Consider the following 25,718-nt stretch of genomic DNA (forward strand, 5'->3'; position numbering starts at 1 on the left):
CGACCCGCGGTGCCGTACTACCCGCGCGGAACCACTCGCAACCAACTCAACCCGGTCGCCACCAAGGCGAACCCCGCCGCCATCCCAAGCGAAATATGCGTCGCACGCACGATCGCGTCGGGACCGCCATGGGTCAGCCCCAGCACCACCGCCACTAGCGCACTCCCCGTGGTCTGCCCCACCAGCCGAGAGGTCGACAGCATCCCGCTTCCCGCCCCCGCCCGATCCGCCGGAGCACTGCTGATCAGCAGCCGGTTGTTGGGTGACTGGAACAGCCCGAACCCGGCGCCGCACAGCGCCAACCGCCAGGCCACATCCGGCCACGACGCCGTTGCCGGCATCAGCATCGTCAGCACCAGGCCACCCACCATCACCGCCATCCCGATCCCGCCGAGGATGCCGGCGGAATAGCGGTCGGCCAGCCGCCCGGCGATCGGCGCCACCACGATCACCACCGCCGGCCAGGGCGTCATCAGCACCCCGGTATCGAATGGGGATAATCCGCCAGCGTACTGAAAATAGAACGGCAGCACCACCAGAGCGATGATCTGTGCCGCGTGGCAACACACCGCGGTTGCCACCGACAACGCGAACACCGGCCGCTGGATCAGCAGATCGACCGGCAGCAGCGGCGGCCGCAGCCGCAGTTGCCGCCGCACGAAAACCCAGCCCATCACCACGCTGCCGGCCAGTTCCGCTACTACCAGCGGCCACCGCTCGCCGTGCCCGATCCCATCCAGCCCGATGATGAACAACCCCAAAGTCACCGCGTTCATCACCGCACTGACCACGTCGAACGCATGGGCCGTCAGCGGTGACCGCGGCAAGAACCGCATCGACAGCAGCAACGACACCACCCCGAACGGCACCTGGATCCAGAACAGAAACGGCCACGACGCCACCGCCATGATCGCCGCCGCCACCGAGGGTCCGGACGCCGACGACGTTGCCACCACCAGTACGTTGTAGCCGATCCCTCGACCCAACTGAGACCGCGGAAAGATGAACCGGATCAGCGCCCCGTTGACGCTCATGATCCCGGCGCCTCCAAATCCCTGCATCACCCGCCCGGTGACCAGTTCCGGCAGCGTCGTCGCCAATGCGCAGCCAACCGAGGCCAGCGTATAGAGCACCAGCCCGCAACAGAAGATTCGCCGATGTCCATGCACATCGCCCAGCGACGCCAGCGGCAGCAGGCTGATCGTCACCGCCAACTGATAGGAATTCACCACCCAGATCGATCCCGCCGGCGTCGCGTGCAATTCCCTCGCGATCGTTGGCAGCGCCACATTGGCGATCGACCCGTCCAGCACCGCCATCGCCACCGCCACCCCCAGCGACACCATGGCGAGCAAGCGCCGGCCTGACGGCAGCCCGTCGGCCGCCTCGGTCGTCGTCGGTCGGCCCATTCGCGGGAAAGCATCCTTAGGCATGCGGCGTAACCAAAATGTACCGCCCCAGGGCTTGCGGCAAGTCAGCCGGTGCCCGACGCTGATCGCCTGGCGTGCGGCGCCGCGTCCGGCCGATCCGCCGCCGGGTTGCCAACCGCCGGACATGTGGCAGGGTGCGGCAGGCAGATGCGAAGGCCGCCTGGATCGACGACAACGGAGGGTCACGAAATGCAGATCGGCGTGGTTGGACTGGGCCGCATGGGTGCGAACATCTCACGGCGACTGATGAAGGCGGGGCACGCCTCGGTCGTCTGGGACGCCAATAAAGCCACCGTCGACGCGCTCGGCAAGGACGGTGCCGTGACCGCATCCGGTCTGAAGGATCTGGTCGGCAAGCTGACCGAAGCGCCCAAGGCGATCTGGGTCATGCTGCCGCACGGCAAGATCACCGACGATACGATAGATTCGCTGTCCGGCCTGCTGAACAAAGGCGACATCATCATCGACGGCGGCAACACCTTCTACAAGGATGATATCCGACGCGGTAAGGCGCTCGCCACCAAGGGCCTGCGCTACATCGACGTCGGCACCTCGGGCGGCGTCTGGGGCCTCGCCCGCGGCTACTGCCTGATGATCGGCGGCGACACCGACGCGGTGAAACACCTCGACCCGATCTTCGCCACCCTTGCTCCCGGCATCGGCGACATCGACCGCACCCCCGGCCGCGAAGGCCGCGACCAACGCGCCGAAAAAGGCTACATTCACACCGGCCCGATCGGCGCCGGCCACTTCGTCAAGATGGTGCATAATGGTATCGAATACGGCATGATGCAGGCCATGGCGGAAGGCTTCGATATCCTGCGCAACAAATCCTCCACCGACCTACCGCAGGATGAACGCTACGATCTCAACATGGGCGACATCGCCGAGGTATGGCGCCGCGGTAGCGTCATTTCCTCCTGGCTGCTCGACCTCGCCTCCGACGCACTGGCCACGGACGACAAGCTGGAAGCCTTCTCAGGCGAGGTCGAGGACTCCGGTGAAGGCCGATGGACCATCGAGGCCGCGATCGAGGAAGCGGTGCCGGCCGACGTGCTTTCCGCGTCACTGTTCGCCCGCTTCCGCTCGCGCAAGCAGCACACCTTCGCCGAGAAAATGCTCTCCGCAATGCGCTTCGGCTTCGGCGGCCACGTCGAACCGACCAAGAAATGAACCTGCCGCGATGACAATCGCCGTGGTGATCGGCGTGTCAGGCAGCGGCAAGACCACGATCGCCCGTGCCCTGGCCGAGCGGGAAGGCTGGATCCTGCTGGAAGGTGACCGGTTCCACCCTGCTGCCAACATCGCCAAGATGCAGGCCGGAACCCCGCTCAGCGACGACGATCGCTGGCCCTGGCTGCGCGCCATCGCCGCCCGACAGGACGAACTGCGTGCCGCCGGCCAGTCCGCCGTGATCGCCTGTTCGGCGCTGAAGCGCGCCTACCGCGATATCCTGATCGGCGGCCGCGGCGACACTCTGCTGATCTACCTCCGCGGCTCGAAGCCGCTGATCGCCGAACGCATGAGGGCCCGTACGGACCATTTCATGCCGCCTGCCCTGCTGGACAGCCAATTCGCCGATCTGCAGGAACCCACCGCCGACGAACAACCGATCGTCGTGGACATCGGCGCGCCGGTCGAGGCGGTGATCCGCGACGCGGTGCGCCAAATAAGGGATCATATCCGATGACCGACAACTTCGCGCCCTATCCCAGCCTGCGCGACCGCGTGGTGCTGGTCACCGGCGGCGCGAGCGGCATCGGCGCCGAACATGTCACCCAGTTCACCCGCCAGGGTGCCAAAGTCGCCTTCCTCGACATCGCCGATACCGAAGCCGACGCGCTGACCCAGACCCTGGCCGCCGCACACCTGCCGCCGCCGCTCTATCTCCGATGCGACCTGAAAAACATCGCCGCCCTGCAATCCGCCATCGCCGAAGCGGCCAATCGGCTCGGCCCGATCACCGTCCTGGTCAACAACGCCGCCAACGATCAGCGCCACGGCTACGAAGACGTCACCGTCGAGTTCTGGGACGAGCGCATGGCGACCAACCTGCGCCACCAGTTCTTCGCCATCCAGGCGGTGGCGCCGATGATGCGCGGCGCCGGCGGCGGCTCGATCATCAATTTCGGCTCGATCTCCTGGCACGCCAGCCAAGGCGGCATGCCCGCCTATACCACCGCCAAGGCGGCGGTCGAGGGCCTTACGAAGGGCATGGCTCGCGACCTTGGGCCGCATGGCATCAGGGTCAACTGCATCATCCCCGGCTGGATCATGACCCAGCGGCAGATCGACCTCTGGCTAACCCCAGAGGCCGAGACCAAGCTGCTAGCGGCGCAATGTCTGAAGACCAAGCTGATGCCGGCGGATGTCGCCCGCATGGTGCTTTGGCTGGCCTCTGATGACAGCCGTATGTGCAGCAGCCAACTTTGGGTGGTTGACGGCGGCCGGCTCTAGCCCAGGTTGCGGGATCGCCCCAGATCCAAGTAATGTGCGCGGCTGCTCGCCTGGGGAGAGGCAAGTGCAAAGCAAGCCGGCATCAACGGTTGCACCACCCGAGCGCCGGTTTGCGGCGATCCTGGCGGCTGGCATCGACGGCTCCGCGTTCGATCCAGGCCGTCCTGAACATCGTCGGGTCGACCAGGAAGTCGACCGACTGCGTTCGGCAATCCGAACCGCATCTGGAACTATATTTTCCTTCGCCCGCAATGCATTGATGGCCGAATTCGCCAACGCCGCCCAAGCGCTGAGCTGCGCCATAATGATCCAGGCCGCGTCCGCTCGTCGGATGTCCGGCGCAGCCAAGCCGATCCGCTTTCGCATGGCGGTCAACTCTGGCGAGATCCTTGCCGGGAACCGCCACGTCGGCGGCAGCGCCATCAGCGTCGCAGCCCGGTTGCAGCGCATCGCTCCACCTGGCGGCATCATTCTGCCCGCCACCCTGCACGACCAGCTTCGCCACGCCGTCGCGATACCGGCGGCAACGGTAAACCAGCACGAAACACCCTATCAGGCCGAACCGATCGCGGTCGTCGCCATCACCGCCGATACCTGTCAGGCGTGGAGCAACCGGACCGGCCCAATGCCCAGGTCGGCCCCGATCCGCTCCATGGTCGATCCCCGAGCCGCATTGGCCATCATCCCGTTCGCCGGCCGTGGCGATCTAGCGTCGTTCGCCAACGCCGCCACCGACAGCGTCATTCGGGCGCTCGGCGGGATGGCGACATGGATCGCGGTCAGCCGTGTGCCGCCCGGCACGTCGCATGTGCCGACCGATCTTCGCCATGTCGGCCAAGCCACCGGCGCCCGCTATGTCCTGCAAGGCTCAGCCGACGCCGAAGCCAACATGCTGCGCCTGACGGTGGAATTGAACGAGGCGGACACCGGCCGTGTGATGTGGTCGGACCGGTTCGACCATCTACGCGACCATCAGGTCGAATTGCGTGACGACGCCGCCGCGCGCATCGCCCGGGCCGCCCCAGCGTTCCTGCTGCAACGAGAGCTTGATCGGGCGGCTCTTGTCCCGGCCGATATGCTGACCGCGCACGACCTCGCGCTGCGTGCTTTTGCCGCGATCATGCAACCCCAGCGAAACAGCTTCGCCGACGCCGCCCTGATGCTGCGCCATGCCCAACAGCGCCCCGGGCCCCACGCCAGCACGCGGTTCGCCCAAGTGTGGTGGCACTTCATGGCGATCAGCCAGGGCTGGAGCCCCGATCCCGCCGCCGAGGCGCACGCAGCGGCCGAAGTCGCTGGTCGCATGGACCGCAACGATCCCGCCGCGATGGCGCTGCTGGCATTCATGCACTCGGTGCTGCATCGCGACCACGTACTGGCGTCCGCCATGCTGGACCGGGTCATCGACAGCACACCATGCTGCGGCCTGGCCGAGAGCCTGAAAGGACTGACCTCAAGTTGGCAAGGCGACCCGCGCACCGCGATCCTTCACACCGAACGGGCCGACGCCCGGCCAGCACTGGCAATCGAAAGCGCCTGGCGCGCGCACGTTGCCGCCGGCGCGCATTACATCGCCGGCCGCTATGGCGACGCCGCGCGATGGAGTCGGGTGTCGGCGATGCACCATCCCGGCCTGGCCGCCAACGCCCGCATCCTCGCCGCCAGCCTCGCTGTTCTCGGCCGCCTGGACGAGGCGCAGCAAGCGGCGCGGCAATTGCTGGCGATCGATCCGGATTTCCGCATTGACCACTGGCGGCGACGCGCGATGCTGCCAGAGGATAGCCGCGAGACACTTGCCCAGCGCATGCGGCTCGCGGGCCTGCCGGTATAGCTAGGATCGGGTTTCGGCGTCGGTCCGCCATGACTGGGCTGCAAGGGCCAGGTTCACATCCCCCGGCGGCTATGGATTGCATATTCGGCGCGCCAACTATCGGTCGGCGTTGTTCTGGCGGTCGCGGCCTACGGCGCAGCGGCAGTTCGCCAAGTCACCGAAGCCTGATCGGGAAGACGTCGAAACAACCGAAGATGGCCGCATTCCAGCAACCCAGCAGATAGACAGAACCGAGGCGCCGAGGCAGGATCTTCGATCTTGCAACGATCTGATGACCGAAACGTTGCTAGTCGCCCCGTTGAGCGTAGCAACGCTGCGGCAGAGTCAATAGCCCGGCGGCGGCCGACGATCATAATCCGGCGGCGGATAGCGGCGGTCGTAGTCACGCGGCGGCGGGGGCGGCGGACGGCCGTATTCCACCACCGGCGGCGGCGGCGGCCGGCGCGGCGGCCCCTCGAAAACACAGCCGGTCAGCCCAATCGCTGACGCCAGGATCAACACGAAGCCGGGAAAACGCATGCGGTGGTCCTTGAGCTTGGGTTTGGCGCAAGATCGCGCCCGAGCATGATCGCGGTCTGCGCGGAACGACTTCTGCCGACACTGCTACCGACAACGCGTTTCAGCACATCGGGGTTTCGTTCCAGGACCCGTTTGCCGTGACTGCGCTATCGAAGCATCGCCCTGGCGTCCTGCCAAAGGTCCCGGACCAGGTCAGCCGCTGGCCGCGCCTGCGCCAACGCACCCGACTGGCCGCACCATGCCTGCATCCGGTCGATGTCGCCGGCTCTGGACGCGGCGTCGCGCATCGGCTGCGTCAGGGCGCGCTGCACCGGGTAAGGCGCCGGTGGCGGAGCGCCGGGCGCGGCCGCCGCCCGCGCGTAAGCCGTCGCCACACTGCGGCCAGCACGGCCGGAGAACGCCCGGCTGACCAGGGTCGCCTCCGGCCGGCTGCGCGAGATCGCATCGGCCCAGACCGGCTGAAGTTTCGCTTCCGGAGTGCGCAGCAAGCCGGTGCCGATCTGCACCGCGGACGCACCGAGGATCAGCGCCGCGGCGACACCGCGGCCGTCGGCGATGCCCCCGGTGGCGATCACCGGAATCTGCACGGCATCGACGACCGCGGGCAGCAGCGAGAACAGCCCGACCATGCTGGCCTCGGCTCTCGCTGCCTCGAATGCACCACGGTGGCCGCCGGCCTCCATGCCCTGCGCAACAACAGCGTCGGCACCGGCGGCCTCGGCTTCCAGCGCCTCCTGCACGGTGGTGACCGCGGCGAACCACCGGATGCCCCGGGATTTCATCCGGCTAACGAACTCCGCCGGATAGACACCCATGATCGACGAGATCACCGCTGGTCCGGCCTGAAGCAACGCCTCGCACTGGGCGGCGAAATCCATCGGCGCCACATCGCCGGCCGCGGCTTCGACCGCTGGGCCCCAGCGGCCGAGGAAGCCCCGAACCGCGGCCTCGACTGTCTCGTCGCGTGTTGGCGGCGGGTCGGGAATCCATAGATTGATCTGGAAACCGCCATTGGTGGCGGCGCGGACCTCGGACACCCACTTCGCTATCGCCGCCGGTTTCAGCAACAATGCGCCGCACGCGCCCAGGCCACCGGCGTTGGCGACGGCAATCGACAATGACGCCGGACAGGCGCCCGCCATCGGCGCGAGTAAGATCGGCACACGGAGGTCATAGGCCTGGCAAAATGCTTCGGTGCGCGCAAAGGCAGTGTGGTGCGAAATCGGCACAGCGATCGTCTCCTTCCGTGGGAGCCCGACGAACGCGATCTAACGTTCGCGCAGGAAATCCTCGGTATATTCGCCGCGAGAGACCTTGACCGTGATGCCGTCCTGGGTGCCGCAATCCAATGACTCGGACCCTGCGACACGCCCCGGGTCGGCCAGATCATCCAAGCGATCGGCAAAGCCCGCGGCCGACTCGGGCTGAACCCGCCAGATGAAGGCGTGATCCTCGCAGCGCACGCCGGACGGACCCGCCGCCGCGGTCAGCAGGACATCGGTGCCGACGACCTGACAGAACCCCAGATCGGCAAACGCAACGTCCTGCCCGTCGCGGGCGAAGCGGCGCAGCACCCCGCCAAGCGCTCGGCAGTCCTCTGCTTCGCCCAGCATCAACACCATCGGGTTGAAGTCGCTGGCCAGGAAGCCGACGCGCATCATGCCAGGTCCTGCACATCGGTGGCGTGGCACAGCTCCTCGACGCCGGTGTCGGCGCCGGACAGGATGCGGACGCGCAGCCATTCGCCGTCGCCAAGGTTCTCGATCACCTCGGCGGTCAGGCCACCGGCGAGCAGCAGTTTCCGCCCGGGTGCGATGTCGTTGACTGCCAGCACGTCCCGCGCTCCCTCAGAACAGAATGCTCAGGTTCTTCGCCAGCAAGACGTTCTGCTCAAGCAGCAATTCCCGTTTGGCGATCAGCCACGAGTCTCCATTTCGGCGCAGCGTGTCGGTGCGCCGCCCGACAAACGTGTTACTCTCGTATTCGACACGATTCTGATACACCAGAAAGCGGCATCCGACCACGACATCGGTCGGTTGTTCCACCGACGGGGCCACCTCCTGCAGGCGGATATTGCTGACCATGTGGGTGACGCGCGACAGCGGTTCCTCGGCGTAGTGAACCCCGGTCAGGATTTGCTCCACCCGCTTGCCCAGCGTCCACTTATCCTCATCGAACCAGGATATGCCCTCGCCCTGGCGGGTATTTTCCTTCTCGGCGTGCTGGCCGAATTTCACGTTGCGGCGGATCGGCATGAAGTACACGATATCCTCGGCCAGCAGGTCGAGCCATTCGTGGAACCGCCGCTGATCCAGCAGGTCGGCCTCGGTGTAGAGGAAATCCTCGATTTCCTGCTTCAGCGCGAACCAGGCCGGCCCGCGCGCGACCGGCTTGTCAGCGACCGCGGTCATTCTGCCGCCTGCCGCACCGAGTTATCGCTGCCGAGCAGGGACTCCCAGCCGTCTCCCTTCAGGTAGCGGGTATAGGCACGGTAGTAGTTACGCGCGTTCTGTTCGGTCATCTGCAGGCTGACATCGCCCGGAACCGGTTCGTTGTGCTTGTACACACCCAGCGACTGCTGATAGTTGAACGGATACTGGCGCGCGATGGTGCCGGTGCTGGCCTTGGTTGCATACAGCCAGTTTTCCATGTCATCCTGCTCGGTCATCCCCGCCGGGCCAGAGTAGCGCATGTAGAAGTGGCGTAGCACATCCTTAACCTCGGCGGGCGCATCGGCATCAACCAGGAAGAAGCGCCAGGCTTCGGTTTCGGTCGGGCCATGCGGATGCCAAACGCACAAGGCACGCGGCTGGCGACCGTGGTACGAGGTGTTGGGGAACAGGTTGCCGGTGAGCGGCATCAGCCTTGCCTTCTCTCCCAGCCGCTGCTTGCGCTGCTCGAAGCAGTGGCGGAAGTATTCGTCGACGATCGGATATTGCGCGTAGGAAGGCTGGTATTCGAATGCCTGCGGCATGTGAACGCTGTGCATGCCGTGGCCCTGGGGAAAACTGACCCAGACGTGCTGGCCGTTGTTATACTCGTTGTCTCGCCGCCCGCTTTGCCCGGTGCGAGCGCTGGGGCCGATGCCGATCATATCGACCGATCGATGCGACGGATTGTGGTAGCTGTCGCCGCAGAAGTTTTCTGCCGCAAACTTCCAGTTGGAGGGCAGGATCCATTTATGGACGCCGATCACCTCCGACCCTCCCGGCCGGCCATCGCGGCAGTCCAGCACCTGGTCCAGATGATCCACCGCGTCGCCGAGGTAGCGCATGAAGTCCGGCGCGTCGGCGTCCCATGACGCCCATACGGTGCCTTTATACTGGTGCAGCCTGGGGACTTCGATCAGCGACCATTCGGCGCGGTCCAGATGACCTTCGTACAACGCACGATAGAGCGGCACGCCCTGCAACTTGCCATCCGTGGTATAGCTCCACGAATGGTATGGGCAGACGAACAGCGAGGTATTTCCCGATTCGTAGCGGCAAACCTTCATGCCGCGATGGCGGCAGGAATTCAGGAACACGTGCACCGCGCCGCGGGTGTCGCGGCAAAAGATGACGGATTCTTCGCCCATCCTCGAAATGAAAAAGTCGCCTTGGTTGGGGATTTGGCTTTCATGGCCGACGAAGAGCCACGCTCGGGTAAACAGACGTTCAAGTTCCTGCTGATGGAATTCCGGCGCAACAAAGATTTCCCGGCTGATCCGGCCGCGGCTGATGTCGATCATTTCGTCGATCGGTTGTTGCATTGTCATCCGCCTCTCCTGCGTTGATTGCGTCCGGTCAACCCCAGCGGGATGCCGCCGCTTCATCATCATCACGCGCTTCGACCCAGGCACCACCGCCGTCGGCAAAGTCCTCGCGCTTCCAGAACGGAGCCTTGGTCTTCAACCAGTCGATCAGGAATCCGGTGGCGTCGAGCGCGGCCTGGCGATGCGCCGAGGTGGCGATCACCAATACGATGTTTTCACCGGGGCGCAGCGGTCCGACACGGTGGATCACGGTGCAGCCCAGCAACGGCCAGCGCTGGGCCGCCTGATCGGCGATCCGGGCAATGGCGCGTTCGGTCATGCCGGGGTAGTGTTCCAGGGTCATGCCGACGACAGGGGGGCCAGCCGTCCCGACGTCGGCCCGGACAGTACCGACGAAACACCCGATGCCGCCGATATTGGTGCGCCCGGCTGTCAACGCGGCGATCTCCGCGCCGACATCGAAATCCTCGGTCTGAACCTTTATGTGGGCCATGGCGATTGAACGCTAGACCGGCCCGGACAGTTTGTCATGCGGCACGGCGCGAGCTTCAGGGCTGGAACCGCCGTGGCGTCCTACCCACTGTGACCAATGCGCGGTAGAACCCGCCCAAACAGCGAAGCGACCGATCATGGCCAGTTACCAATACGTCTACGTGATGAAGGATTTGACCAAGGCCTTCCCTGGTGGGCGGGAGGTGTTCAAGGGGATCACGTTATCCTTCCTGCCCGGCGTCAAGATCGGCGTGCTGGGCGTGAACGGCGCCGGCAAATCGACGCTGATGAAGATCATGGCCGGGATCGAGACCGAGTATGGCGGCGAGGCTTGGGCGGCGCCAGGCTCGACGGTCGGCTATCTGGCGCAGGAGCCGCCGCTCGATCCTGACAAGACGGTGGGGGAAAACGTCGAGGAGGCGTTCGCCGAGCTGAAGGCGGCGCTGACCCGGTTCAACGAGATTTCCGCGCGGTTCGCTGAACCAATGAGCGACGATGAGATGAACGCGCTGCTGGTCGAACAGGGCGACCTGCAGGAGAAGATCGACTCGCAGGACGGCTGGGAGCTGGATCGCAAGGTCGATATCGCGCTGGACGCGCTGCGCTGCCCGCCGGCGGAGTCGGCGGTGACGATGCTGTCCGGCGGCGAGAAGCGACGCGTCGCGCTGTGCCGGCTGCTGCTGGAGAAGCCCGACCTGCTGCTGCTAGACGAGCCGACCAACCACCTGGACGCCGAAAGCGTCGCCTGGCTGGAGCACACGCTGCACGATTACGCCGGCACCGTGATGGTGGTCACCCACGACCGCTACTTCCTGGACAACGTCACCGGCTGGATGTTGGAGCTGGAACGCGGCCGCGGCTATCCGTTCGAGGGCAATTACTCATCCTGGTTGCAGCAGAAGCGCAAGCGGCTGCAGCAGGAGGAGAAAGAGGAATCCGCCCGGCAGCGGGCGTTGGCCGCTGAGTCGGAGTGGATCGCGGCGTCGCCTCGGGCGCGGCAGACCAAGAGCCGAGCACGGATCTCGAAGTATGAGGAGATGCTGCAGAAGTCGCAGGAACTGGCGACCGGCGTCGCCGAAATCGTCATTCCGCCGGGGCCGCGGCTGGGGCAGATCGTCATCGAGGCGGAGGATCTGCGAAAGGGCTACGGCAACAACGTCCTGATCGACGGGCTGGACTTCAAGCTGCCGCCGGGCGGCATCGTTGGCGTGATCGGGCCGAACGGTGCGGGCAAGACCACACTGTTCCGGATGATCACCGGCCAGGAGCAGCCCGACGCTGGGTCGTTGCGGATCGGCGAGACCGTGAAGTTGGGGTATGTGGATCAGTCGCGTGACAGCCTGGACCCTGACAAGACGGTCTGGCAGGAAGTCAGCGGCGGCGAGGAGGTGATCTACCTCGGCAAGCGCGGGGTGCAGTCACGGGCCTATGTAGCGGCATTCAACTTCAAGGGCGCGGATCAGCAGAAGAAGGTGGGCATCCTGTCTGGCGGCGAGCGCAACCGGGTCCATTTGGCCAAGATGCTCAGGGTCGAGCACAACGTGCTGCTGCTGGACGAACCGACCAACGATCTGGACGTTGATACCTTGCGGGCACTGGAGGAGGCGCTGACCGAGTTTGCCGGGTGCGCGGTTATCATCAGCCATGACCGGTGGTTTCTCGATCGGCTGGCGACTCACATCCTGGCGTTCGAAGGCGACAGTCACGTCGAATGGTTCGAGGGCAACTTCCAGGCCTATGAGGAAGACAAGCGGCGGCGGCTTGGGGCGGAAGCAACCGAACCGCACCGGATCAAGTATCGGCCGTTGGCGCGGTAGCCGCCGTTTGCGTGGCGCCACACAGTATGGAAAAATAACCGCAATCATTACTAAGTCGCATCGCCGAGGCGCTGGAACGGCTTGCGCCGCTCCCGGCAGCCGCGGCCGACCTGACGCAGGCTGACGCTCTTGTCTCGCTTGCCTCGCCGACTAGGCTTGCCCCGGTGCCCAAGGATGCAGGGGTCGATTAACCCGCTCAAGGGTGGAGCGGCAGGTGGCGATTCTGGTCGGCGTGCCCCTGGCCGAAAGGCCGACGGGTTGACCTGGAGGACGTGATGTTCGCCGTCATCCCGAGACGTAGTCCCGGACACGTCAGGGGCTAAGTCAGATTGATGCCCCAGTCCAACGATGCTGCCCAGTTTGGCGTGAAGTCCGGCACGGACCATCTCGATTCGTTACGTGATGGCCGCGCCGTCTACCTGGACGGCGAACGCGTGCGGGACGTGACCGAACACCAGGCGTATCGCAACGCGGTTGCTTCGGCGAGCGGGCTCTACGACTACCAGGGCCCGCCGGATACGATCGAGCGAATGACCTTCGATATCGGCGGCGGCCGGCGAGTCAACCGCTGCTGGCAGTTGCCGCGCGGCTATGGCGAACTGGTGCAGCGCCGCCATGCACTGGTTGCCTGGGCGGAGCAGACCTGCGGCTTCATGGGCCGCTCACCCGATCACGTCGCCTCGGCGCTGGCTGGCCAGGTGATGAGTATCGAGGTGTTCCAGGCCTACGATCCGGCACGCGCCCGCACGTTGCTGGATTATTTCGATTATACTCGCCGTAACGATCTGTTCCTGACCTACGTCATCAACAACGTCCAGGGTGACCGGTCGAAAGCGTTCGCCGATCAGGGCGAGGGGACCGACGCCTGATTGCCCATATCGTCGACGAGGATGCCACCGGCATCACCATCCGCGGCGCCAAGCTGTTCGCCACCAGCGCGATCATGGCGAACGAAATCTACGTCAGTTCCGGCCAGCCGCTGAAGCCTGGCGAGGAGCATCTGGCATTTTCCTGCGCGCTGCCGATGAATGCACCGGGGCTGCGCATCCTGTCGCGCAAATCGTATGAGGCACATGCGGTCAGCGAGTTCGACAACCCGCTGTCCTCGCGGTTCGATGAAAACGATGCGCTAATTTTTTTCGACGACGTTAAGGTCCCGTGGGAGCGGGTTTTCGTCTATCGCAGCACCGAGATGTGCCGAGCGCAGTTTCATGACACGCCGGGTCATATCTTGCAGAACTACCAGGCGCAGATACGCCTGTCGGTGAAGCTGCGGTTCCTGGTCGGGCTCGCCCGCGGCGTGGCCGATACAATCGGCACAACGGCGTTTCCGCAGGTGCGAGAGACGCTGGGCAGACTGGCGTCACAGGCGGCGATGATTTCGTCGATGGTCTACGGCATGGAGGCGGCCGGGGGGATGCGCGGGGCCTACTTCCTGCCCGACCGGCATCTGCTATACGCGGCGCAGGTTCAAGCGCAGGAAATCTATCCGCAAATCATCCAAACGATCCGCGAGTTGGCCGGAGGGGCGCTGCTCATGCTGCCGTCCTCGGTGTGCGATTTCGCCGATCCCGATCTGGCTCGGATCATTCGCAGCACACAGGTCTCACCGGCGATGAGCGGGATGCAGCGGGTCAAATTGCTAAAGCTGGTGTGGGACGCGGTGGGATCGGAGTTCGCTTCGCGGCATGTGCAATACGAATCGTTTTATGCGGGGGCGCAGTTCGTGACGCGCGGGCACAGTTTCCGGACCTATGACTGGGATGCCGCGGGGGCGATGGTTCGCACGGTGATGGGCCGCTATCCGGCGCCTGACGGATCGGGAAAGGCGTAGACGTTCAGCCTCCGCATTTCGGACACCCGCCCCGGTGGCACGCTCGGCAGAACGCTCGGCCGCACCCGGTGCAGGGTGCGAGTCCGGCCGGCACCACCAGGTGCAGCGCCTCGTCGCACAACAGTCGGGGCCGTTCGATCCCGGCGGTTGCGTCGCAGGCTGGCGGCTCCAGCCGGCGCGCCAACGGGTTCCAGTCCAGCGCGATGGTGCGGTCGGCCTTGCGCCGACGGATCTGTACGGACAGCCGATGCACCGTCATCACCACGTCCTGTGTCTGCACCCATTCGACCGTCACCCGGGTCGCGTATTGTCGAGCAAGGTCGTCGAGCTTGGCGCGGTATTCGCGGCCGATCGCGGCAGCTCGATGTTCTTCGCGCAGCCGCTTCGGATCACCCTCAGGCAGCACTACCGCGCGGCGCATCGCCTCGTGATGCAGATCGTTATGGTAACGATGCAGCCGGTCCTGATCTCGAACCAAGCGGCGCCGCAGCCCCCTGACGAAAGGGTCCAACGCCACCTCGAGCCTGAGCGGCAATGCCTGCCCGACCAGTCCGACCACGCGCTCATGGTCCCACATCGCCGGTAGGTCAGCATCGAGCGGCATTGCCGCGGCCTCGTCGTTTCGGTCAAGATACGGATCAAGCGCCATCACGACCGCATCCGACAGTGCCCCGGTCGCCAGGTTGACGCCCAGTCGGGTGATGAAGTCGCGTTTGTCGTCGGACACCGCCGAGGCGCGGAAGTCCATGATCAGATAGCGCGTCCAGGCGGGCGTCACGCCCAGCAGCCGGAACGTCGCGTTATCGAGCACCAGTTCGTGCCCCAGCACGCGTTCCGGATCGCCCGGCATCCGCACATCCGCTGCCAGCACCCGCCGCGTCCAGCGGCCCCGCGCGCCCAACAGCCGGCCGAAGCGGTCGAGCCAGTCGCCCTCCATCCCCACCCGCACAGCACTGGACGGCAACGTCGCGCCAAAACCCAGCCGGGACAGTTCGCCGATCCCCAGCGCCTGCTGCATGCCAGCCGGCGCCAGCACCTCCAGGCCCTCCGGCTCGATCGGCTCCACCAATGCGGCCTCGTGGCGCAGCAGATCGGCGACGAAACTCTGCAGCCGGCTGGCTTGCGGGGCTTCAAGCAGCATCGAGTTCATTCCCGAACAGCGCCTCGTCGAGCTGTTTCACTCCCTCGTAGTCGCTGCGGGCAGCGAGCAACTGGCTCTCCAACCCGGCGAAGGCGTCGGCACGGCCCTGTTCGGTGCCTTGCAGCCAGGCGTCGAGCACCAGCGTGGAGAAATCCTGCTGCTCATCGATCTCTCCCAGGATGGCACCAACCTCGCCCACCACCAGTTCAAACATGTTGATCTTCTCGTCGAGGATGCGCAGCACCTGGTCCTCGATCGTGCCGGCAGTGACCAGATTGAAGATGAACACCTCGCGGGTTTGCCCAATCCGGTCGATGCGGCCGATACGCTGCTCGATAGCCATCGGATTCCACGGGATGTCGAAGTTGATCAGCGTGTTGCAAAATTGCAGGTTGCGACCCTCGCCGCCAGATTCGCTGCACAGCAGGATGCCGACGTGGTCGCGGAAGGCCTCGACCGCCGCGTCTTTCTGCGGCCCGGACATGTCGCCCGAAAACAGCGCGAACGGCGTCCTCTGCTGACGCAACCGCTCGGCCAGATGGGTCAGGCTGTCGCGATGGTGGACGAAGACCAGTTTCTTCTCCGCCGGGTTCTGCGCCAGCAGCCGCAGCAGCGCCGCCTCCTTCGCCCCAGCGGCGATCGCCAGGGTGCGCGCCTGGAGTTCGGTCCAGCGTTTGTCCCGTGGGCGGCATTCGGCGAAGCGGGCGATGGCAGCCGCGGCAGCGGCTGGAGAAGAACCAGCGGCGGCCAGCAGATGCTGCAGCGACAGGCGGTGCGCGCCTTCCCCACCGGTCGCCGCCTCGCGAACCAGCGCCGTGAGGTCCTCGTAGCAGGTGGCTTCGACGGGATCGGGGACCGCGCGTAGCGTCGATGCTTGCCGCCTGGGCATCCGCAGCGCCGGCAGCGCTCTCGTATTGCGCACCATGACGCCGCGCATCAGGTCGCGCAGACGTTCGCGGTTAGCCGGCTCACGCGGCTTGCCCGGCACCATGTAGACCGAGCGGAATTCCTTCTGGGTCTTGAAGATGCCGGGCTGCAGCAGGGTCAGCAGATTGTATAGCTCCAGCAGGCTGTTCTGCACCGGCGTTGCCGACAGCAACAGCAGGAAGCGCTTCTGCAGCCGGTTCACCAACTGATAGCTCGCGCTGGACTGATCGCGTAGATGATGCGCCTGATCGACCACCACGACGTCGTAATCCAGGCCCGCCAGCAGCTCGGCGTGCTCCTTGCGACGCGCCGATGCGATCGAGGCGATCACCAGCGGCTGCGCCCAGAACGCCGCCGGGTCCGTGCGCAGCAACGAATCGTGGCTGGTGGCACACGCGATGCCGAACTTGGCCGCCATTTCGTCGCGCCATTGTCCAACCAGCGAGGCTGGTGTCAGGAACAGGATGCGTTCGGCCATCCCGCGCAGGATATACTCCTTCAGCACCATGCCCGCCTCGACGGTCTTGCCGAGGCCGACCTCGTCGGCCAGCAGCACCCGGCCGCGATACTGCTTCAACACCTTGCGCACGGTCTCGACCTGATACCAATGCGCCTCCACCCCCTGCAGCGCCGGCAAGCAAAGCAGTTCGTCGAACCCCTCGAAAAGGCTCAGCCGCACCAGTTCGCCGCGCAGCCGAAAGGCCGCGGCGCCCGGTTCGGCGGCCGAGGTCGCGATCGCGTCCGGATTGGCGATTTCGAACGCCATGTCGAAGCGCGCCTCCAGCTTCGGCAGATCGGCGATCACTGGCAGCGCCGGGAGGCTGGGCGCCGGGCGGGCGGGTTGGGATTTCGCCGCGGGGTTTTGCGCCACGGGCTTCGGTGCGATCTTGGCTCGCGGTTGGCGTAGCGCGGCGTTGCCCATCAGCCGTATTGTGGCCAGGCGGGCGCGCAGCCATTCGCCCATCACTTCGTCGCCGACGAAGTGCCGCAACGCCGCCCGATCGCTCTCCAGTCCCTCGGCCCGCAGCACGGCAAGCGCCACGGCATACTGGTCCTGGGCGCCAAGCGCGAGCGCGCTCAGCAGCGTGGACTCCTTGTTTGGAACGTATCGCTTGGCGTAACGCTTCAACAGCGCCAAGCCGCGCTCCGGGCGACCAGAGGCGATCGCGGTCAGCGCTCCAAGCAGCAGCAATTCAGGATCGAGTGGGCAGCTACGCAGGGACTGTTCGGCGATAACGAGCGACCGGGGGGAGCGCTGCACCAAGGCTTCGCGAATGCCACGACGCCAGAATTCGCCGTCATCCACGACAGGGGCGCGGCTTGCGGGCGCTGGTTCGAGATCGGCAAACAGCGCTGGTTCGGTGGCGCGCTTCGATGCCTGGCGGCCACCGCGCAACGGCGTTGCCTGCGCAGCGAATCGGGTGTCTGTGATCGTCATTCGGAAACGTCGCTCAATCGGACATCAGTACCAAGAGACTTCACAAGAAATCGATCGAAACCCCTCACCCAGCAGCGATGCTCAATTGAGTCGCTCGACAAACGCCGCCAAGCCGTTCAGCCGGGCGGTTGAATGGCGCGCCGCGTGCAACACGGCGCGGACCGATTCGGTAGCCGCGTGAAGCTCCTCGTTCACCACGACGTGATCAAATTCGACCCAATGGCGGATTTCGTCCTGGGCGACCCGCATCCGGCGCTCGATTTCGTCGCCGCGATCGCCGGCACGTCCCACCAAGCGGGCGCGCAGCGCCATCAGGTTGGGCGGCAGAACGAACACACTGACCACATCGGCCGGGAGTCTTTCGCGCAACTGCGCATGGCCCTGCCAGTCGATGTCGAACACCACGTCGCGGCCGGCGGCCAGCGCGCGTTCCACCGGGACACGCGGGGTGCCGTAGGCGTGCGAGCCCTGCAGCACCCGCGCCCATTCCAGCAGCGCATTATCGCGCAGCGCCTGCTGGAACCCATCCTCGGTAAGGAAATTGTAGTGCACACCGTCGATTTCCGCCGGCCGGCGGGCGCGGGTGGTGACGCTGATCGAGCGCTCCAGTCGCGGCTCGCTGGCCAGCAGGGCATCGGCGATCGCGGTCTTGCCGGCCCCGGATGGCGCCGACAAAACCAAACAGACGCCGCGGCGCGCGATTTCGATCATTCGATGTTCTGCACCTGCTCCCGCAACTGTTCGATGGCGGCTTTCAACTTCAGGCCGGTGGCGGTCAGGCCGGGCGAGGCGGACTTGCTGCACAGCGTATTGGCTTCGCGGTTGAACTCCTGGATCAGGAAGTCGAGCTTGCGCCCGATGTTCACCGCCTCGCGCAGCAGATCGTGGGCAGCGGCGATGTGGCTGGACAGCCGGTCCAACTCTTCGCGCACGTCGGAGCGGCTGGCCAGCAAGGCGACTTCCTGCGCGATGCGTTCTTCGGGCAGGTTTGGCGTCTCGCGCAACAACGTCTGCAGGTTTTCCAGCATCCTGGCGCGCTGGGCGGCCGGCTGGCCGACGGCCTGGGTAGCGGCCGTTTCGCAAAGCGCTGCGATTTCATCCAGTTGACGGCGCAGGACAGTCGCCAGCCGACTGCCCTCGGCTTGGCGGGAAGCGACCAGGTCAGTCAGCGCTGAGGTGAATCCCGTCTGCACATCGGCCGCGGCGGCCGCTCGTTCCTGTTGCTGGTCCGCTTGCGCCTGACGTAGCACGCTCGGCAGCGCCAGCAGCGCCTCGGGTGACGGCGGCGAGCTTCCGGGAATGCGGTGATGCAGATCAGTGGCGATTTTCAGCACCTGTTCCAACGCCGCCGGGTCGAGTTCCAGGCGGCTCTCGGATTGACGCTTGATAGTCAGGTTGGCGGTGACGTTACCACGCTTAAGCGCCTGCCCGGCGAGCTCGCGCCAGCCGGCCTCAAGGCTGTCCCAACCGTTCGGCAAGCGGAATCGCAGTTCCAGAGTGCGACCGTTGACGCTGCGCAGTTCCCATGCCCAGGCCGTGCCGGCATCGCCCATGATACCGTCGGGGCTGGTGATGGTGCCCTCGGCGCGGGCGAATCCGGTCATGGAGGCGATCGCGGCCATGCGCGGCTTCTACCAGCGCCGGGGGCGGATGCGAAGCATGTTGTCCGATACGCCGGTGGCGAAGCACGGCCACTGCCAAGCGTTCGCTTCCACGACTCGGCAAAGTTTTGGTAATGACCGGCAATGCCCAGTCTGGAAATGGAACTGGCTGCCGGAGGGCGGGTTGCGGGTGTCGATGAGGCTGGTCGCGGGCCGCTGGCCGGTCCGGTGGTCGCGGCCGCGGTGATCCTACCAACTGATACCCTATCCGAACTGGCCGCCTTACTGGACGATTCCAAGAAGCTGACCGCTGAGCAGCGACTGGCGGCGTTCCTGGCTCTGCGGGCCTCGAACGCGGAGATCGGCGTCGGCGCCGCCTCGGTCGGCGAAATCCTTCGGCTCAATATCCTTCACGCCTCGATGTTGGCGATGCGCCGAGCGGTGACCCGATTGGGCCTGACGCCGGACCTGGCGCTGGTGGACGGCAACTATCCGCCGAAGCTCGGATGCTCGGTACGCTGCGTAGTAGGCGGGGACGCGTTGTGCCTGTCGATTGCCGCTGCCTCCATCGTTGCCAAGGTGGTCCGCGACCGCGCGATGGCACGCCTGGCGGCACGGTTCCCCGGCTATGGCTGGGAGGCGAACGCGGGCTACGCGACGCGGCCGCACCGCGAAGCACTGCTGCGGCTGGGCCCGACCCGACACCACCGCGAGGCGTTCGGCAGCGTTGCTCACCTGCGGCTGGAACTGACGATTGCAGGTTGACGCACCCTCGAATGGACCGTCACGATGCGGCAAAGATATTGATAAAGTTGGAAACCGAGCTTGGACCTGTATCACGAGTTGCCGCTGGACCAGATCTTGCGGGGCGACTGCCTGCCGTTGATGCGGATGTTACCCTCCGCCTCAGTGGACTGCGTGTTCGCTGACCCGCCGTACAACCTGCAACTGCGGGGGGAGTTGCGGCGTCCGGACGATAGCCTGGTTGATGGCGTGGACGATGACTGGGACCGGTTCAACGATTTCGCCTCGTACGACGGGTTCACCCGGGAATGGTTGACCGAGTGCCGCCGACTGTTGCGCAAGGACGGCACGCTGTGGGTAATTGGCGCCTACCACAACATCTTTCGGATCGGTGCCATCCTGCAGGACCTCGGGTTCTGGATCCTGAACGACGTGATCTGGCGCAAGTCGAACCCGATGCCGAACTTCCGGGGCCGGCGCTTCACCAACGCCCATGAAACGCTGATCTGGGCGGCTCGGGGGCGGGATTCGCGGTATCGGTTCAACTATCAGGCGATGAAGTCGCTGAACGACGATATCCAGATGCGCAGCGACTGGTTTATCCCGCTGTGCACCGGGCCTGAGCGGCTGCGCAACGAGCACGGGTTGAAGCTGCACCCAACCCAGAAGCCCGAGGCGCTGTTGCACCGCGTGTTGCTGGCCAGCACCAATCAGGACGATATCGTCCTGGACCCATTCGCCGGCACCGGGACCACAGCGGCGGTGGCGAAGCGGCTGCGGCGGCACTTTATCGGTATCGAACGCCACCCCGCCTACGCCGAGGCCGCGATCGGGCGGGTCCGGCGGACCAAGGCGATCTCGGTCGAGGGCGCCACGTCGCACGCAACCAAGCGGGAGGCACCGCGGATCCCTTTCGGCAGCCTGGTCGAACAGGGTCTGATCGCGCCCGGCACCGCGGTGTTCGATCGCCGACGGCGGGTCAGCGCGACCGTCGGGCCGGACGGGTCATTGAGTGCGGGGGAGATCCGCGGTTCGATCCACCAGGTTGGAGCCCTGCTGCAGAACGCGCCTAGTTGCAACGGCTGGACATTCTGGCATTTCGAGCGGGATGGCGCCCTGCTGCAACTGGATACGTTGCGCACTCGGTTGGCAGCGCAGCCGGGGGATACCGATCCGTTGCCGGCGTGACGAGGTGCGCCGGATCGGCAAACGGTGTCTGACCCGCGTTCGTTCGGCGAAACCGGATAAGCGATTGGTCTGAGGGATGTGCTATTTGACTCGAAGACGTCGGACCAGCGCGCGGATGCTCTGCGGCAACGGCGGTCGCGCGCTGGACTGTACTTGGCCGGCGTGAGTCGAAGCTGCGCGATGCGGTCACCGCCGGACAAGCCGCGTCGTGCGTGATCGCCGACGTTACCGACACGGCCGCCACCGTCGCGGCCTTGGCCCAGGCTGGCGCCTCGTCGGGTCCCATCCTGCTCCTGGTCAACGCCGCCGGCGCCGCCGAGACCGCCACGTTCCAGAAGACCAACCTGGCGATGTTCGAGCGGATGTGGCGGGTCAACGTCGCCGGCGCGATCACCACAACCCAGGCGGCGCTGCCGGCGATGCTGCGGGGTTCGGCCGCATTATAAACATAGCCTCGACCGCCTCGCTGAAGGGCTATCGCTACATCAGCGCCTACGTCGCGGCCAAACACGCGCTGCTGGGCGTCACCCGGGCACTGGCGCAAGAGGTGGCCGGCAGCGGAGTAACCGTTAACGCTATCTGTCCCGGATTTACCGACACCGAGCTGGTGGGGCAGAGCATCGATCGGATCGTCGCGCGCACAGGTCGCTCGCCGGCACAGGCGCGGTCCGAACTCACCCAAGCCAATCCACTCGGGCGGCTGATCCGGCCGGACGAGGTCGCCGCTGCCGTAGCCTTTCTCTGCCTGCCGGAAGCGGGCGGCGGTGAACGGACAGGCGCTGGCCGTGGACGGCGGCGAAACATGATCCGCCGGCCGGCGACGTACCGACGTCCAACGGGCGTTGCGGAATAACCAAGCGGGCAGGAGGACGACGCGATGCCGGAGTTGACCATCCTACAGCCGCCGGGCTGGCCAGTGCCCCGCGGCTATAGCAACGGGGTCGCCGGAACCGGCCGCGTGGTGATGGTTGGCGGGCAGGTCGGCTGGGACCAGGACGGCCGTTTCGCCGAGGGTTTCGTCGCCCAGGCGGCACAGGCTCTGCGCAACCTGCTGACGGTGCTGCAAGAAGCCGGCGGTAAGCCCGAACACATTGCTCGGCTGACCTGGTACGTTGTGGACATCGAGGAGTACCGGATCGCGCTGCCAGCGCTTGGTGCAGCCTACCGCGAGACGCTGGGTCGCTGGTACCCGGCGATGACGCTGGTGCAGGTGTCCGCCCTGGTCGAACCCGACGCACGGGTCGAGATCGAGGCAACGGCGATCATCGGCTAAGCCGTTGCGGTTCGGCGCGGGCGGTGACTCATTCGTGATCGGGAAACCCGAACGCTACCAGCGCCAGGACCAGAGCGACGGCCCACCCCAGGTAGATCGCGATCAGCAGGTCGCGCGGCTGCAACCGCCGTGACAGCCACCATCCGGGCGGGATGCCGGCAGCCAGGGCAACGCCGGTCGGCAGCGGCCCGAACGTGTCGCCGGCATAGATCGCCATCACGAAGCCCATGATCAGCGCGACGAAGACCGGCGGAATACAGGCCAAAATCAGCATCTCGTGCCGGAGCAGCGCGCTGGCCACGGTGACGAAACTGAACAACGCCAACGTCGGCAGGTAAACCAGGGCCTCGGTCACGCCGGGTCAACTTCCAACCTTCAAAGTCGATACCAGGCCGCGCAGACAGGCCAGCAGCGACAGCGCGGTCAGCCGCCCGGTGCGCGGGTTGGCGGCGGTGGGCACGTTCTCGATCGTCATGCTGAAGCGCGCGGCGTCCGCCTCGACGCGGATTATATGGATGTTTCGGGTGATGCCCGGATCGGCCCAGATCTGCACCTGGGTTCGGATCGGCCCGACCCCGGCCAGGGCCAGCGCCGCCGCGACGTTGACGTTGGCCGGAAAGCCGGCGGCGGCGTCGAGCGCATTGCCCTGGAACACCAACAGCGGCTGTTTCAGGTCCATCACGTCGATCCGGTGCCGCTCGAGGTAGGGCGCGCCAAGCAGCCCCGCCGGCGGCTTGCGGGTTTCGATCGTGACGCTCTCGATCGGTCCCTCGGCCGCCGCTCGGACCGCATCCAGGCCCAGCAACGCCCCAGTCGGCACCACGATCCTGGCGCCCGTGGTGCGCGCCAAACGGGCCAAGTGCATCCGCGGCAGCAGCGCGCCGGCCGAGCACGGCACGAACACGCGCCCCGCCTCCAGCGCCGGCAGGGCGATACGTTCAAACAGCGCTGACGGCGCTGCTTCCACCACGATTTCAGCTTCCGCCAGTTCCGGGATCGCCACCAGGCGCGGTGTCGCCTTGAACCCGGCCAGGTTGGCCTTGCCCTTGACCGGATCGCGGCAGGCGACGGCAACCAGGCGCAGACCGTCTACGCCGTTATCAAGGGCTCGTGCCAGCGGCAACCCGATGGCGCCCAGGCCGGCGATGGCGACCGTCATGCCCATGTTGTCATCCCTGTGCCGGATCGATGCCGTCCGGCGTCTCGATATCGCCCGGGCCTGGTCTTGCACGGACTCTAGCCAAATCCTCATACGTATTGACATTATCGAATGGATCACGTGTCCGCATGCCAAATTCCGCATATCGCATGCCGATTCGTTCCGCGAAGCCTGCCACCCGTCGCGAGCCCGGCGCTGACAACAGCGCGCGCAGCATATCGGCGCAGTCCACCGGCCAAAGCGCGACCAGATGATGCCGGCGTCCGGCGCTGGTCACGCAACACGGCGCCGGCGCCAGCCATTCGGCCAAACCGCGTGGCAGGAACGGCGTGTCCCCCGGCGCGGTCAGCAGCGCCGTCTTGCCCAGCGAGGCCGCCCAGTCCAGTCCGGCAAGGACACCCGCCAACGGGCCCTGGCCGAGAAACGCGCCATCGCCCAGCACCGGCAGTCCGAACCCGGCATAGCGGGCCGGATTTCCGTTGGCGCTGATGGCGACGGGCCGGATCTCGAGCGCCGCGATCACCAATTCCAGCATCGACCGGCTGCCGACCGTCAGTAGCGGCTTGTCGCCGCCACCCATGCGCCTAGCTGCGCCGCCGGCCAGCACCAGGGCGGCGGCGTTGGCGTCGTTCATTGAAAAACCGAGCTCCTGACCGCGGGGCAGGGGCTGACCACGCGGCATGGGACGGGACGTGACACCGAGGCAGGGCGTGAAACCGAAGCAGGGCGTGAAAACCCGCCGTTGGGGCGAGCAACGGGACTCGAACCCGTGACATCCAAGACCACAACCTGGCGCTCTACCAACTGAGCTATGCCCGCCATCCAGCGGCCGGCGTGTAGGCCGGTTGCCGCTTAGTCGTCAAGATTGGGCACGCGTCAACATCGGACGTCGGCTTCAATCCCGCAGGGAAATGCACGATAACCACGGGCCTTGCCGACCGCCATATAATGATGCGCGAACTCGGCGTAGTCGCCTTGCGCCACCTCAAACCCGGCAAGCGGGTATTCGCTGGCGTACCAAACCGGGTCGAGCCGCATCGGCAGGCGCCGCTCGTGAAACCCATGCCGGGCATAGTGCGCGCGGGCAAACCCAGGTCCAAGGTTTTGCCCGACCGCCGCCACATCGGCGTTGGTTTCCAGATAGAACGCTTCGTCGAACACCGCGAGCGCCCGGTCGAGGTCACGCGGGAAGCGGGGCGCCGCGACGAATTGCTGGCGCAGCGCGGCATGTGACATCAGCCGCCAGTACGGCGCGATGCGCCGATGCAGCTCAGCGTGCCGAACCAGCGGCACGGCGTAGTTGATCGGGAACAGCCAGAACCTGAAGCGCGCATCACCGAACGGCAGTAGGTCGACCTCGGGTTTCTGCATCGGATTGAACAGGCCGCTGACCGCCAGATCAATGGTCTCGGCGGTGCGCGACAACCACGCGGCGAGCCAGGAATAGGTGGAAACTCCGATCGCCAGGTGGCGCGATTGTCGTATCGTTTCGAAATCGACCAGCGGATGGTGCTGCGGCGGACGATAGATCGCATCCGGAAATGCCGCCCTGATTCGATCCATGTAGGCGTTTGGCCCAGTCTGGCCTATGAACACCGGCCGCAGGCCCGTCATCGCGGCGATGTCCCGGTAGAATTCCATCGGGGTCAACGTGTAGTCCGGATTCGGGCCATGCAAAACGTCCTCGGCGCGGATCGGACAGACCAGGTGTTCGGGGCCGAATCCCATGGCGGTTTCGAACGGTGATCGGAAGACGTCCTGGTATCGATCTGGAGTCAGAAAATGTTCCAGCCGCTGTCCAAACCCGGCCCATTCGACGCGATTGATCCGCCCGGAACACACCTGATCGGCGAGCGCCGCCAGATCGATGTGCTGCTCACGGCTTTCGACCGCTGCCGGTCCGGGCGAGTCCAGCGCCGGGTGATCGATATCCCAGGCCGGCATGCTGATGTTCGAGAGGCGGCAATCGCGCACCATGTCGGCGAATTTCAGCGCCACCATGTACTCGATCATCAAGTTGCCCAGCCGCCCCATGGGCTGTAGGTGGAACACTGGACCGGCCATGCTCTCACTCTCCGTGATGCCGACGGCTCGGACCATTCCGCGCTCCCCG

26 protein-coding genes, 1 tRNA gene and 1 pseudogene are annotated in these 25,718 nt (G+C 65.8%); 11 read left to right on the plus strand and 17 right to left on the minus strand.

What is annotated here, in order from left to right; translation table 11 throughout:
• Window positions 1-17 precede the first annotated feature (17 nt).
• Window positions 18-1,409 (minus strand): MFS transporter, encoded by a 1,392-nt coding sequence (locus tag ACQY4T_RS03800; protein WP_428537909.1) that lies wholly within the window; start codon window positions 1,407-1,409, stop codon window positions 18-20.
• 210 nt (window positions 1,410-1,619) lie between these two features.
• On the opposite strand from ACQY4T_RS03800, the gene gnd reads away from it, so the two are divergent.
• The 4 genes from gnd (at window position 1,620) to ACQY4T_RS03820 (ending at window position 5,718) form a co-directional block, all read left to right on the plus strand.
• Complete coding sequence (gnd, locus tag ACQY4T_RS03805; RefSeq protein ID WP_428537912.1) at window positions 1,620-2,603, plus strand: phosphogluconate dehydrogenase (NAD(+)-dependent, decarboxylating); 984 nt, start codon at window positions 1,620-1,622, stop codon at window positions 2,601-2,603.
• 10 nt (window positions 2,604-2,613) lie between these two features.
• Window positions 2,614-3,120 (plus strand): gluconokinase, encoded by a 507-nt coding sequence (locus ACQY4T_RS03810; RefSeq protein ID WP_428537915.1) that lies wholly within the window; start codon window positions 2,614-2,616, stop codon window positions 3,118-3,120.
• Window positions 3,117-3,887 carry an SDR family NAD(P)-dependent oxidoreductase gene (locus ACQY4T_RS03815; RefSeq protein ID WP_428537918.1) on the plus strand — a complete coding sequence of 257 codons (771 nt, stop codon included), beginning with the start codon at window positions 3,117-3,119 and terminating at the stop codon, window positions 3,885-3,887. The genes ACQY4T_RS03810 and ACQY4T_RS03815 overlap by 4 nt, the downstream gene beginning before the upstream one ends.
• Before the next feature lie 64 nt (window positions 3,888-3,951).
• On the plus strand, window positions 3,952-5,718 hold the full coding sequence (locus tag ACQY4T_RS03820; RefSeq protein ID WP_428537921.1) for a hypothetical protein: 1,767 nt from the start codon (window positions 3,952-3,954) through the stop codon (window positions 5,716-5,718).
• A 324-nt stretch (window positions 5,719-6,042) separates the two neighbouring features.
• Here the strand turns inward: ACQY4T_RS03820 and ACQY4T_RS03825 are convergent, their stop codons facing one another.
• From ACQY4T_RS03825 to ACQY4T_RS03855, 7 genes are all read right to left on the minus strand, one after another.
• Window positions 6,043-6,237 (minus strand): hypothetical protein, encoded by a 195-nt coding sequence (locus ACQY4T_RS03825; protein ID WP_428537924.1) that lies wholly within the window; start codon window positions 6,235-6,237, stop codon window positions 6,043-6,045.
• Between the two features lie 146 nt (window positions 6,238-6,383).
• On the minus strand, window positions 6,384-7,466 hold the full coding sequence (locus ACQY4T_RS03830) for an NAD(P)H-dependent flavin oxidoreductase (RefSeq protein WP_428537927.1): 1,083 nt from the start codon (window positions 7,464-7,466) through the stop codon (window positions 6,384-6,386).
• 39 nt (window positions 7,467-7,505) lie between these two features.
• On the minus strand, window positions 7,506-7,898 hold the full coding sequence (locus ACQY4T_RS03835; RefSeq protein WP_428537930.1) for a hypothetical protein: 393 nt from the start codon (window positions 7,896-7,898) through the stop codon (window positions 7,506-7,508).
• Complete coding sequence (locus ACQY4T_RS03840) at window positions 7,895-8,071, minus strand: hypothetical protein (protein WP_428537933.1); 177 nt, start codon at window positions 8,069-8,071, stop codon at window positions 7,895-7,897. The genes ACQY4T_RS03835 and ACQY4T_RS03840 overlap by 4 nt, the downstream gene beginning before the upstream one ends.
• A gap of 13 nt (window positions 8,072-8,084) precedes the next feature.
• Entirely contained in the window at window positions 8,085-8,648 is a 564-nt protein-coding gene (locus ACQY4T_RS03845; protein WP_428537936.1) for a 3-phenylpropionate/cinnamic acid dioxygenase subunit beta, read from the minus strand.
• Window positions 8,645-9,994: an aromatic ring-hydroxylating oxygenase subunit alpha gene (locus tag ACQY4T_RS03850; RefSeq protein WP_428537939.1), complete on the minus strand. Its 1,350-nt coding sequence runs from the start codon at window positions 9,992-9,994 to the stop codon at window positions 8,645-8,647. Before ACQY4T_RS03850 ends, ACQY4T_RS03845 begins: the two co-directional genes overlap by 4 nt.
• A gap of 28 nt (window positions 9,995-10,022) precedes the next feature.
• Entirely contained in the window at window positions 10,023-10,484 is a 462-nt protein-coding gene (locus tag ACQY4T_RS03855; RefSeq protein WP_428537942.1) for a molybdenum cofactor biosynthesis protein MoaE, read from the minus strand.
• A 136-nt stretch (window positions 10,485-10,620) separates the two neighbouring features.
• Here ACQY4T_RS03855 and ettA point away from each other — a divergent pair, with 136 nt between their 5' ends.
• The 3 genes from ettA to ACQY4T_RS03870 all read left to right on the plus strand — a co-directional run bounded on the left by ettA (window position 10,621) and on the right by ACQY4T_RS03870 (window position 14,134).
• Window positions 10,621-12,300, plus strand: coding sequence for an energy-dependent translational throttle protein EttA (ettA, locus tag ACQY4T_RS03860; RefSeq protein ID WP_428537945.1), 1,680 nt, complete (start codon window positions 10,621-10,623; stop codon window positions 12,298-12,300).
• Between the two features lie 332 nt (window positions 12,301-12,632).
• Window positions 12,633-13,169 (plus strand): 4-hydroxyphenylacetate 3-hydroxylase N-terminal domain-containing protein, encoded by a 537-nt coding sequence (locus tag ACQY4T_RS03865; protein ID WP_428537948.1) that lies wholly within the window; start codon window positions 12,633-12,635, stop codon window positions 13,167-13,169.
• A 32-nt stretch (window positions 13,170-13,201) separates the two neighbouring features.
• Window positions 13,202-14,134 (plus strand): 4-hydroxyphenylacetate 3-hydroxylase C-terminal domain-containing protein, encoded by a 933-nt coding sequence (locus ACQY4T_RS03870; protein WP_428542687.1) that lies wholly within the window; start codon window positions 13,202-13,204, stop codon window positions 14,132-14,134.
• A 4-nt stretch (window positions 14,135-14,138) separates the two neighbouring features.
• Here the strand turns inward: ACQY4T_RS03870 and ACQY4T_RS03875 are convergent, their stop codons facing one another.
• The 4 genes from ACQY4T_RS03875 to ACQY4T_RS03890 all read right to left on the minus strand — a co-directional run bounded on the left by ACQY4T_RS03875 (window position 14,139) and on the right by ACQY4T_RS03890 (window position 19,262).
• The gene (locus ACQY4T_RS03875) at window positions 14,139-15,275 is read right to left on the minus strand and encodes a hypothetical protein (protein ID WP_428537951.1); all 1,137 of its coding nucleotides are present in this window, start codon (window positions 15,273-15,275) and stop codon (window positions 14,139-14,141) included.
• Window positions 15,265-17,640, minus strand: a complete 2,376-nt coding sequence (locus ACQY4T_RS03880) for a DEAD/DEAH box helicase (RefSeq protein WP_428537954.1) — start codon at window positions 17,638-17,640, stop codon at window positions 15,265-15,267. The genes ACQY4T_RS03875 and ACQY4T_RS03880 overlap by 11 nt, the downstream gene beginning before the upstream one ends.
• An 81-nt stretch (window positions 17,641-17,721) precedes the next feature.
• Window positions 17,722-18,351 (minus strand): guanylate kinase, encoded by a 630-nt coding sequence (gene gmk, locus ACQY4T_RS03885; protein WP_428537957.1) that lies wholly within the window; start codon window positions 18,349-18,351, stop codon window positions 17,722-17,724.
• Window positions 18,348-19,262, minus strand: a complete 915-nt coding sequence (locus ACQY4T_RS03890; RefSeq protein WP_428537960.1) for a YicC/YloC family endoribonuclease — start codon at window positions 19,260-19,262, stop codon at window positions 18,348-18,350. Before ACQY4T_RS03890 ends, gmk begins: the two co-directional genes overlap by 4 nt.
• Window positions 19,263-19,385: 123 nt before the next feature.
• Here ACQY4T_RS03890 and ACQY4T_RS03895 point away from each other — a divergent pair, with 123 nt between their 5' ends.
• From ACQY4T_RS03895 to ACQY4T_RS03910, 4 genes and pseudogenes are all read left to right on the plus strand, one after another.
• Window positions 19,386-20,006, plus strand: coding sequence for a ribonuclease HII (locus ACQY4T_RS03895; RefSeq protein ID WP_428537963.1), 621 nt, complete (start codon window positions 19,386-19,388; stop codon window positions 20,004-20,006).
• 120 nt (window positions 20,007-20,126) lie between these two features.
• Window positions 20,127-21,173 (plus strand): site-specific DNA-methyltransferase, encoded by a 1,047-nt coding sequence (locus ACQY4T_RS03900; RefSeq protein WP_428542690.1) that lies wholly within the window; start codon window positions 20,127-20,129, stop codon window positions 21,171-21,173.
• A 173-nt stretch (window positions 21,174-21,346) separates the two neighbouring features.
• Window positions 21,347-22,026, plus strand: a pseudogene (locus tag ACQY4T_RS03905) (SDR family NAD(P)-dependent oxidoreductase).
• Between the two features lie 24 nt (window positions 22,027-22,050).
• The gene (locus ACQY4T_RS03910; RefSeq protein ID WP_428537966.1) at window positions 22,051-22,446 is read left to right on the plus strand and encodes a RidA family protein; all 396 of its coding nucleotides are present in this window, start codon (window positions 22,051-22,053) and stop codon (window positions 22,444-22,446) included.
• 28 nt (window positions 22,447-22,474) lie between these two features.
• Here the strand turns inward: ACQY4T_RS03910 and ACQY4T_RS03915 are convergent, their stop codons facing one another.
• From ACQY4T_RS03915 to ACQY4T_RS03935, 5 genes are all read right to left on the minus strand, one after another.
• The gene (locus ACQY4T_RS03915; RefSeq protein WP_428537969.1) at window positions 22,475-22,801 is read right to left on the minus strand and encodes a hypothetical protein; all 327 of its coding nucleotides are present in this window, start codon (window positions 22,799-22,801) and stop codon (window positions 22,475-22,477) included.
• A gap of 6 nt (window positions 22,802-22,807) precedes the next feature.
• Window positions 22,808-23,611 carry an aspartate dehydrogenase gene (locus tag ACQY4T_RS03920; protein ID WP_428537972.1) on the minus strand — a complete coding sequence of 268 codons (804 nt, stop codon included), beginning with the start codon at window positions 23,609-23,611 and terminating at the stop codon, window positions 22,808-22,810.
• A 4-nt stretch (window positions 23,612-23,615) separates the two neighbouring features.
• The gene (locus tag ACQY4T_RS03925; protein ID WP_428537975.1) at window positions 23,616-24,239 is read right to left on the minus strand and encodes a molybdenum cofactor guanylyltransferase; all 624 of its coding nucleotides are present in this window, start codon (window positions 24,237-24,239) and stop codon (window positions 23,616-23,618) included.
• 109 nt (window positions 24,240-24,348) lie between these two features.
• A tRNA-His gene (locus ACQY4T_RS03930) sits at window positions 24,349-24,424 on the minus strand.
• A 57-nt stretch (window positions 24,425-24,481) separates the two neighbouring features.
• The gene (locus tag ACQY4T_RS03935) at window positions 24,482-25,669 is read right to left on the minus strand and encodes a hypothetical protein (RefSeq protein ID WP_428537978.1); all 1,188 of its coding nucleotides are present in this window, start codon (window positions 25,667-25,669) and stop codon (window positions 24,482-24,484) included.
• Between the last annotated feature and the right edge of the window lie 49 nt (window positions 25,670-25,718).

The organism is Rhodopila sp., from assembly GCF_965277825.1.
Taxonomy (GTDB): Bacteria; Pseudomonadota; Alphaproteobacteria; order Acetobacterales; family Acetobacteraceae; genus Rhodopila.